We start from the raw sequence: 9,495 nt of genomic DNA, 5'->3' as shown, positions 1-9,495 counted from the left end.
GAGACACTAGTGACATCGTAAAAAATGACTAACTTTGCGTATTCTAATCAAATTCAACAATGAAAGCCCTCAGGTTTATCACAATAATAGCTCTTTTCTTCTTCGCTCTCGGTGCGAGTGCGAAGAAGAAAAGAGAATATCCCCGTGCCAAAATAAAGGTGGGATATAATTATTACAATAAGTTTCTGCGTGGCGGTGACGGCGTGGTTGAGAAAAATACACCATTTATCCTACTTGCCAATCAGGAGCAAAGCAAATTTTATTGTCCAAGCACAGAGTATAGGGATTCGTTGCTTTCCACACCATCGGGGCGAGCAAAGGAAAGGCAGATGTTTGATGCTGCGGCAGCAGCATATGTGCAAAATCGTGATCGTAGCGCTATGGACGGTGTGGTGTATCACTCGCGTTTATATGTGACAAAGGATTTTGCAAAATCTGTTTCTACTACATATGATCAAGCCGGGATGGGTGAATGCGGCTATTATGACGAGCCTTTCTCCGAAATAGATTGGTTGATAGTGGAAGACAGCACAAAAACAATCCTGGACTATCAATGTATCATGGCAACAACCGATTTTCATGGAAGAAAATGGACAGTGTGGTTTACTCCTGAAATTCCTATGCAGGATGGACCATGGAAATTTTGCGGACTTCCGGGGCTTATTATGGAGGCAAGTGAACCTTCTGTCCAACATTGCTTTACTGTCACCGGAATTGAAACAAGCTCACAGCCGATTTTTCCAGTTTTCAACACGGAATATGAGAAGATGAACAGAATCGACATGCTCAAGGCTTATGCTGCTTATCGTAAAGGATCAGCAGCTTATTCAAGAGCCATGATAATGGACACGCCCGATGGCAGCAAGGTGGAAATGGATGCACCCTTACCACCTAAATCCAATACACAAAATATTGACTTTCCTGAAACCGACTATCATTGATTATGAAAAGAATATTTGCTTGCATATTTCTGGCTATTGGTGCAATTACAGCCAATGCCGACAAATGGGTGAAGGATGCGGAGCCAGCGATTCTCGAAGTGCATTATACCCGAATTGAGGTGTATGATACGACAATGCGGACGTCGCGTTTCTTTAAAGACCCGGTGATTCTTCGTGTCGGCAAGGACAAATCGGTGTTTTTGGGGGCTAAAAGGTTATGGAAGGATTCCATCATGGCTGTGGATCCGGCTACATTTTGGGAAATTGACAGGGCGAGAGTAATGAGTGACAAAAGAGATGATACACAGTTGCTATCTGGTCACTATTGGAACTATATCTACAAGAATATCCCTGACGGAAAAGTTACAGAACGTGCCTATTTCGATATGGAACATTGGCAATATACCGAAGACTGGGAAAAACCTAAATGGGAAATATTGGATGAGTCGAAAGAGATAATCGGCTACCAGTGCTTCAAGGCCGTTACCGATTATCGGGGACGCAAATGGACGGCATGGTTTGCTCCGGAAATACCTGTCCAAGAAGGACCGTGGAAACTTTGCGGACTCCCGGGCCTGATTCTTGAGGCATACGATAATAAAGAGGAGTATCGTTTTGAGGCAGACGGACTAACTCAAAATCCGAACTCCGAAGTCGGAATTTTTACATACGATGAAAGAAAAGGATATTCCACTGTGACCCGCGACAAGTTTTTCAACAACTGGTGGAAATACAATCATTCCAATTTTGGGGCAAAAATGAACGCTGCCTACGGCGTAGGACCCAAAGCCACACCCGAAGACAACAAACCAAGGATTGTCCACTACGACAAAGAGGAAACCAACTATCCCCACGACTTATGAACCGTCTCCTCGCATATATGCTTTGCCTGATTGTCTCGGTGAGTGCCGTGGCACAGGTTAATGTGTCAGGTACGGTCGTTGACAAGGAGAGCAACGAGCCACTGACCGGGGCTTCCGTCATAGTCAAGGGTGCGGACGGCAAGATAAAGAAATATGCCACGTCAAAGGGCAACGGCGGCTTTGCTATGTCGCTGCCGTCGGTTGCCGGTTGCCGTCTTGAGGTGTCGATGATGAGCTTCGCCAAGCAGTCTATTCCTCTTGATAGCGTGAAATTTCCGTTGACTGTCTATATGGAACCGGGTTCTACATTGCTGAAAGAGGTAACAGTTAAGGCTGACCGCATACGGGAACAGGGAGATACGATCACCTATGGAGTCAGTGCCTTTGCCCAGGCTCAGGACCGCTCTATCGGTGATGTGCTCAAACGTATGCCGGGTATCAATGTGGAGCAATCCGGCAAGATACAATATCAAGGCGAGTACATAAACAAGTTCTATATCGAAGGCTCCGACCTGCTCGGCGGTAAATACGGCATCGCCACCAACGGCATAAGCCACGAGGATGTGGGGGCGGTCGAGGTGATGGAGAACCATCAGCCGATGCAGGTGCTGTCGGGTATATCCTTCTCAGACAAGGCGGCTATCAACCTCAAACTGAAAAACAAGGCTAAGGCAACGTGGAGTTTCCACGGCGATGCCGGAGGCGGTTATTCATGGCAGCCCGACGGTGCGATATGGGATGGCGAGCTGTTTGCAATGGCTGTTATGCCAAACTTTCAGAACATAACCACTATCAAAACCAACAACATCGGCGAAGATCTCTCGGCACAGGCTACGGATTTCTTTGCCTCTCGACGGGGTACAGACCTGAGCCGTTATGTCGGTGTGTCGCTCCCCGGTGTGCCTAACCTCAGCCGTAAACGTACGCTGTTTAACCGCTCGGCACTTGTTTCAACTAATGCGCTGTGGAAACTGGGGCGCGGTGAGGTCAAGGCGCAGATTGACTATTCTTTCAACCGAGTCACCGCTGAGGCGGCAAACGTAACGACCTATTTTCTGGATGGACTTGGCGGACGCGACATGTCGCGTCCCTACGGGGACGGTGGAAACCGGGTTATTGTCGAAGACCGCAACGGCGTTGACCGGTCGCACTCGCTGTCTGGCAAGTTTATCTATGAGCTGAACCAGAAGACTGCGTTCATCAACAACACCCTGAAAACCAATATCGACTGGGATGACGTGCGCCTCGGTGTCACCGGCTCATTGCCAAACGACCAGACTGCATCGCTTCCCGACTATTATGTCGGCAACGATTTCAAAATCATCAAGCGTTTCAACGGTAAACACCTCGTCACTTTCATAAGCAAAAACGAATGGGAGTCACTGCCGCAGACGCTTTCCGTGTCGATGAATGAAAGGCTTATGCGCCAGCAGGTCAAAGACCATGCTTTCTATACCAACGAGAGCGCGGCTTATGCCTTTTCAGTTAAAGGCATAACAATCAGTCTTGAAGGAGGTGTCAAGGGTTATTTCCGCACCCTCAACACAGAATTGCCCGACATGCCTGAGGAAATACCGGGAGAGACTGTGAATGTGTTGAACACAAACTATCTCACGGTATATGCCACCCCGAAATTTGAGTATTGGGTAAAACGAGTGAATTTCTCGCTCAGTGCTCCTGTCAGCTTTGCTCATTATACTTTTGACAAGGCTATTGCCAACCGTAGCGAGGTTTATTTCTCACCGTCACTGAGCATGAACTGGAAACCCAACAACCGCTTCTCGATGAGCGTAAGCGGTGGCACCGGACGTTCGCCGATGGATCTCAACATGATTCAGCCCGGATATGTGATGACTAATTACCGCTCGTTCAGTCGTGGTGTCGATGACTTCTATAATTCATCCTCTCAACGGGTATCCGGCAGCCTTTCTTACAAACATACACGTCGCGGTATATTCGCAAACGCAAGGGTGATGCAGTCATGGAGCCGCCGACCTTACACACTGGCGCAGCAGCTTTATGGCGACTATGTGGTCTATTCCTACACCGATGCCAAAAGCGACGGGCGGATGCTCATGGCAAGCGGAAACATAGGCAAGACACTTGACTTCATGCGAGGTAGCACAAATATCAACGGCTCGTTCAGCCGCAATGAGTCGCACCTGATTTCTGAGAATACCAACGTCAACTCGGTCGGCACGTCTTGGTCGGTCGGAGCTAAAATCAACGGCGCGCCCCTCCGCTGGTTCAGTTTCGACTATCGTTTCGAGTGGGCATCGAGCCGTATGTCCATGAACGACATTAACGCCTCGTGGCTCGGCAATATGGAGAACGAGCTTCTGCTCAACATCATGCCCCACAAGAAATGGGAATGGCACATCAGCGGCGAACATTACCGCAACGAGCTAACCGCCGACCAGTTCAAAAACGTGTTCCTTCTCGACACTAAGGTAATCTACAAGCTCAACAAGCGACTTGAGCTGTCCGCATCGTTGAGCAATATCTTCAATCAGCGCACCTACAACTACACGACATACAATCAGCTCACCTCCTTTGAGAGCCAGCGCTGGCTCCGTGGCAGAGAGCTGCTAATCTCAATATCTCTCAGAAAATGAACAGATTACACACATCAATCTTCATGTGCTTTGCGGCGATGGCTGCAATGGCACAGAACAAGGCTGACATCGAGGTCAGTTATTCGGAAATATCTTTCTACGAAAACGGAATGGAAAGAGGCAACAAATATCATCTTCTTGCAAATGCTGGACAGTCAAAATTTTTTAATCCATGTTCCGAAGAGATAGATTCGCTGACATCAACGCCCGAAGGGCTTGCCAACTTCAAAAAGACCCAGGAGGCAGCGTTGCAGGCGATGATAGCGCAAGGCGGTATAGACGTAAATAAACTGCCTCGTAAAAAAGAGACTTTATATGTCGTGAAGTCAGCGGCAGATTCCACTATCACTGTCTATGATGTGATAGGCACTGACGAGCCTGTGTATTACACAGAACCCTACTCGGAAATGGTTTGGGAAATCGGCGACAGCACCAAGACCATACTCGGCTACGAGTGTATAAAGGCCGATACAGATTATCATGGTCGTCACTGGACCGCATGGTTCACTCCTGAGATTCCGATTCAGGACGGACCATGGAAATTCCACGGATTACCCGGACTGATTCTTGAGGTCAGAACCGGAGAAGGCAGACTTGGCTACATAGCTGACGGAATTGAGAATTCCGACAAGGAAATAAGTGGTGTATATGGAGCAGATACGTATGAGAAACGAGATCGTAAAGCAATACTACGGGCAATGAGAGCCATGCGCGACAATCCTATGGGACATCTTAACGCCAAGGGAATTAAAGTGGAAATTTCACCCGAAACCTTATCAAAGGTATCAAAGGGCGGAGATTTTATAGAAACGGATTATCGTTAATTAGAGTGAGATGAGATTATTTTCTCTGATAATACCTGCTACACTTGCAATAGTCTTTTCAATTGCCGTCAGCGCAAAAGAGCCGACAGTCATTCCGGAAATAGAAATGGTTGAAGTGGAAGGTGGCATTTTCACAATGCTGATAAGCATACACATCAAATCAGGTTGTTGAATCCCAATGAACTTGGTATATATGATATGGGCGGCAATATGTCCGAATGGGTACAGGACTGGTACGGTCATTACTCAAAGAAACCGCAGAAGAATCCAAAAGGAGCAAATAAATCTGAAACCGGAAAGATACTGCGCGGTGGGTGTTTCGGGAATCTGCCGGAATATAATAAACCAGGATGCCGATCTGTAAGCAATCCGAATTTCAAATCTCAATATATAGGTTTTTGATTGGCAGAATGATCTTCATTAGAGTAAGAAACTAATGTATTGACATTTTATTAAAGCAAATGCCAATAACGGCTGCAGTGGATACCACTCCCGCCACTGATTTGAACGACAATCCCCGGCAGTTCATAATAGCAATGAGCTGTCGGGGATTCCTGTATGTTTAATTCATGAAGTATGGGACATTTACACTTCAATGAAAGCGTCATTTCGGAAGGTCAGGTGTTCATTGTTGAAAACATATCCGAGCTGATTGGATATGCATAGAGTTCTCCCAATCCTTACATCCACATTATAATGCGAATGTCCATAAATCCAAAAGTCCACACCACTCTCTTTTATGTAACCCTCCAATTCAACGATAAATGCTCCATTCGCATTGCTGTCCTTGAATTTGGGACATTGCATCCTGAATGAAGGGACATGATGGCTCACCACAATCTTATGCCGGGCATTGCTGGCGGATACTGCTGATTTTACAAAATCAAGGCATTTCCTGTGTTCTCTGTTAAAATCAGCGAATGTCAACAAATCCTCGCCATACATTATGCGGCTGAAATCGGTGATCACCTGCTCCGTGAAAGCGGCTTCTTCACGAGGAATTTCAGACCAGAGAGTAGATACTATGATGTCGGTGTCGCCGATGGAAATGACACGGTTATAGTACGCAGCCACATTATGGCGTATCTGAAGGATGTGTCCGTTATCCAGTGTTGAAATATCAAAAAATTTATAGAACTCATGATTGCCCATAGCCACAATGACCTGCTCGTAGTTCTCGGATGCCCAGTCCCAGAACGGATGTCGGCTGTAGTTCTGATCTCCTAAATACCCTATATCACCGGCAAGAATAAGAATATCACCCGCTACTTTTAGCGGATTATGTTTGAGATAGCTTGCATTCCCGGCAAATTCAAGATGCAGGTCTGATGCGTATTGTATTTTCATTATTCCTCCACAAAAAGAATTTCCAATTGTTCAAGCAGTTGCCCGACGAGTTCAGGTTCTGCATCGAGAGCTTTTGCCAATGCTGGAGCAAGATTTTCATAATCGTTTCTGATTACCGCGACAAACTCCCTGACGCATTGAACCACAGACGATGGCGCCGAAACACTGTCTTCTTCCACTATGACAACGCTTTTCATTACGTCAGAGCGATGTTTTTTGATATTGCGCGTGTTCACATGCAGTCCCCGCGCTTTATCCGAAAGGAGGTTTAGATATGCCTTGGCTTTAAGAGCTATCAAAGCAACCGGGGAAGCGTGTCTGATTCCATCTGTAAGGGTACTGTTGGCTATTGTGAAATGATAGAAATCGTCATCCATTATGATTGCGCTAAGACTCGACATATCGCCGTCTATCGGCAGCGGTTCTATCACCAGGCCATGAGGTTCTCCAAGCACGTCGGGATGTCGGGAGAGAAGTTCTATCATTTCAGGATATTCCGGCTTCCCTTCGACAAAACGATACAGCTCGTATTTTGTCGGTTCACCGACCTCAGACTTGCGTCGTTCCGGACGATAGCCGGCTTCCTTGATGAAATCCCAGAATCTTTTACCAAATTCGGGAGTCATGTTCTCTACGACAACAATCATGTCGATGTCGTGTGTGGCGCGGGGTCTGACAGCCGTGCCGGTCATGGCTATATCGCAGGCAGTACCGCCTATAATCACATAGTTGTCTAAAAATTCGGCAAAAGCCTCTTTGAATCTGTCTAATCCGACCATTTCACTTGTTTAATCAGTTGTTCTACTTCTTCCTCTACTCGCGGATCCTCGTCATGCCTCAGAGATAGCGCCAATGACAGTCTGTCCACATACATTTCTGAATCGTGTTTGCGACATACACGCGGATATTTCCATATCTCAATTATTATATTGCCGTCAAACTCGTTGGGATTTAAGACTGAACCGTCAGCATCCATATCTTTGAAATCTTTGCCAGTCATCATAACCCATCGCTCTGCATCCGGATTAAGAGCAGTGTAATGAGCCAGCGCGTTTATCCCGCATACCGGAAACTTCCTTTCAGAGTTCAATGCGTCACAATAAACACGCCGTTCAACAGGATTGACAACATACTTTTCTGCCGCCTCCCATAATTCTTTTCCTCTACTCTTGAAACTGACCGCCCTGCTTCTGGAGTCAAGCGCCACCTTTACGCATAAGCCTAAATCAGACAGACAGGTAAGTCCGAGAGACACACTTTCGTAGGAATACGGCATCAGTGAGGCAATGGCTTTGGTTGATTTACCTTCGATACTCTCCACCTGAAGATGATATAGCAGCAGGTATTGTGCCACCGGTGTAAGATGAGAGGGAATCTTCCTTGATGATACCTTTTCCATAGCCACCAGCATCGGAAGATTGGCATATTTTTCAGACATCACGAAATATACACCCTTCTCCATAAGACGCTGTCGTTCATAAGTCATTGCGGGAGCAAGGATAAAGACAACGGGCATCTCGAACAACTGTGACAGTCGTTCGGAAACGATTGCGCATTTCCGAGGCGTGGGGTTGGCTCCCTTTGGCTTGACGAACAATAGATTTGTGTCTCTGAAATTTCCGTTATAAAAGTCAAGCGAAAGCTTCTCTCCCATATTGAGACCACTCAACTCATCTGCGGAACGCTTGACGAGCTGAACACTCTGTCCAATTATGTTGAGCTGAATACTCTGCATTCTTTTTGCTACATTTTAATAGTGTATTAAAACGATGCAAAAGTAATAATAATATATGGAAATACAAAATTATAGACACCCCAAATGGATTATGAATGAAATGAAATGCACTGGCGCATCGGGAAGTCATGGAACGACGGAAACAGTCGGCCAATGTTTTTGGGATAGCATCCGAAGCTGGCCACAATCTGAAGATTGTCCGGCAATCCAAGATAACCGTCGCTCCGCTCCCAGCAACGGAGAGTTTGTAAAGGTTGCGCTCCACCCACAGCTGCAAATCCTCGCCGACGCACCGACCGTCATGCCGACACCCTCTTCAAGCACAGATGCCTGTTCTTTCGGTGGTGTGGGATTCGCCCATTTAACCTGAACCTCGATTGAGCGGGGACGTTTCTCATAAGCCTTCTGATTGCGGTCAAGAGTCCGGCAGATGCGCAAAACTGTATTCCTTGCCGACTTTATGCCAGGGAAAGACAATCTTTTCTTCAGTGTCGATATTGGTGATAAAACATCATAAGGGAAATGAATTTTGCCGGATTCGGGAATTTCACTACTTTTGCAATATGATGAGTCTATGCCTCTGGTGCTTTAAACCGACATCAACACATTCAATTCATAAAGATAGATAAAATGGAAAAGAACATCAAAGCCATCGTATTGGGAGCGGCAATACTTGCCGCAGTTATAATAGGCGCAGCGTTTCTACTGCCGTGGTATAACGTATGGCAACAGGAAATGGCAGGTCGCGCGGAGTTTGCAAAAGCCGAACAGAACAGGAAAATAAAAATAGAGGAAGCCAAGGCTAATCTTGAAGCCGAAAAACTGAATGCACAGGCAGAAGTGGAGAGGGCTAAAGGTGCTGCGGAAGCAATCCGCATAGAGAACGGAAGCATCACGCCCACATACATCCAATATCTTTGGGTGCGTCAGCAGTCCAATCTAAACGACAAAACGGTGATTTACATTCCAACCGAATCAAACCTCCCTATACTCGAATCACCGCGCATGCTCCTTGACAATGCAAAATAACCCGGTCGTATACATATTTCTACACGACATCCTGCAAAAATGAGGATGTGTCATTCAGCCGCCTACCATCCGGACCATTCTGACAGCATCCTCGCCATCCGGCTAAAATAAAGGCGATGTGTCAAATTTTATCAATTTTGA

Annotated in this window: 11 protein-coding genes; 7 read left to right on the top strand and 4 right to left on the bottom strand. The window is 46.5% G+C overall.

Annotation, left to right across the window (positions count from 1 at the left end):
* Positions 1 to 59: 59 nt before the first annotated feature.
* From JX312_RS04925 to JX312_RS04900, 6 genes are read left to right on the top strand one after another with little or no spacing between them, the layout of a single operon-like run.
* Positions 60 to 941: a GLPGLI family protein gene (locus tag JX312_RS04925; protein WP_204457245.1), complete on the top strand. Its 882-nt coding sequence runs from the start codon at positions 60 to 62 to the stop codon at positions 939 to 941.
* 2 nt (positions 942 to 943) lie between these two features.
* Positions 944 to 1,804, top strand: a complete 861-nt coding sequence (locus JX312_RS04920; protein WP_124030851.1) for a GLPGLI family protein — start codon at positions 944 to 946, stop codon at positions 1,802 to 1,804.
* A complete protein-coding gene (locus tag JX312_RS04915) occupies positions 1,801 to 4,419 on the top strand; it encodes a carboxypeptidase-like regulatory domain-containing protein (RefSeq protein ID WP_204457244.1) in 2,619 nt (872 codons plus the stop codon). Before JX312_RS04920 ends, JX312_RS04915 begins: the two co-directional genes overlap by 4 nt.
* Complete coding sequence (locus JX312_RS04910) at positions 4,416 to 5,243, top strand: GLPGLI family protein (protein ID WP_204457243.1); 828 nt, start codon at positions 4,416 to 4,418, stop codon at positions 5,241 to 5,243. Before JX312_RS04915 ends, JX312_RS04910 begins: the two co-directional genes overlap by 4 nt.
* A gap of 10 nt (positions 5,244 to 5,253) precedes the next feature.
* Complete coding sequence (locus JX312_RS04905) at positions 5,254 to 5,415, top strand: hypothetical protein (protein WP_164916456.1); 162 nt, start codon at positions 5,254 to 5,256, stop codon at positions 5,413 to 5,415.
* The gene (locus JX312_RS04900; RefSeq protein ID WP_369809663.1) at positions 5,409 to 5,645 is read left to right on the top strand and encodes a formylglycine-generating enzyme family protein; all 237 of its coding nucleotides are present in this window, start codon (positions 5,409 to 5,411) and stop codon (positions 5,643 to 5,645) included. The genes JX312_RS04905 and JX312_RS04900 overlap by 7 nt, the downstream gene beginning before the upstream one ends.
* A gap of 183 nt (positions 5,646 to 5,828) precedes the next feature.
* On the opposite strand, the gene JX312_RS04895 is transcribed toward JX312_RS04900, so the two are convergent.
* The 4 genes from JX312_RS04895 to JX312_RS04880 all read right to left on the bottom strand — a co-directional run bounded on the left by JX312_RS04895 (position 5,829) and on the right by JX312_RS04880 (position 8,802).
* Positions 5,829 to 6,590, bottom strand: a complete 762-nt coding sequence (locus tag JX312_RS04895) for a metallophosphoesterase (RefSeq protein WP_204457242.1) — start codon at positions 6,588 to 6,590, stop codon at positions 5,829 to 5,831.
* Positions 6,590 to 7,369, bottom strand: a complete 780-nt coding sequence (locus tag JX312_RS04890) for a hypothetical protein (protein ID WP_204457241.1) — start codon at positions 7,367 to 7,369, stop codon at positions 6,590 to 6,592. The genes JX312_RS04895 and JX312_RS04890 overlap by 1 nt, the downstream gene beginning before the upstream one ends.
* On the bottom strand, positions 7,357 to 8,325 hold the full coding sequence (locus tag JX312_RS04885; protein WP_204457240.1) for a hypothetical protein: 969 nt from the start codon (positions 8,323 to 8,325) through the stop codon (positions 7,357 to 7,359). The genes JX312_RS04890 and JX312_RS04885 overlap by 13 nt, the downstream gene beginning before the upstream one ends.
* Positions 8,326 to 8,451: 126 nt before the next feature.
* The gene (locus tag JX312_RS04880) at positions 8,452 to 8,802 is read right to left on the bottom strand and encodes a hypothetical protein (protein ID WP_204457239.1); all 351 of its coding nucleotides are present in this window, start codon (positions 8,800 to 8,802) and stop codon (positions 8,452 to 8,454) included.
* 153 nt (positions 8,803 to 8,955) lie between these two features.
* On the opposite strand from JX312_RS04880, the gene JX312_RS04875 reads away from it, so the two are divergent.
* Entirely contained in the window at positions 8,956 to 9,354 is a 399-nt protein-coding gene (locus tag JX312_RS04875; RefSeq protein WP_164916459.1) for a hypothetical protein, read from the top strand.
* Positions 9,355 to 9,495 lie beyond the last annotated feature (141 nt).

It is taken from the genome of Barnesiella sp. CU968 (genome assembly GCF_905219685.1).
GTDB classification, from domain to species: domain Bacteria; phylum Bacteroidota; class Bacteroidia; order Bacteroidales; family Muribaculaceae; genus Lepagella; species Lepagella muris_A.
The sequence above is the reverse complement of the archived record's forward strand: the minus strand, read 5'-3'. Positions and strand labels throughout refer to the sequence as shown.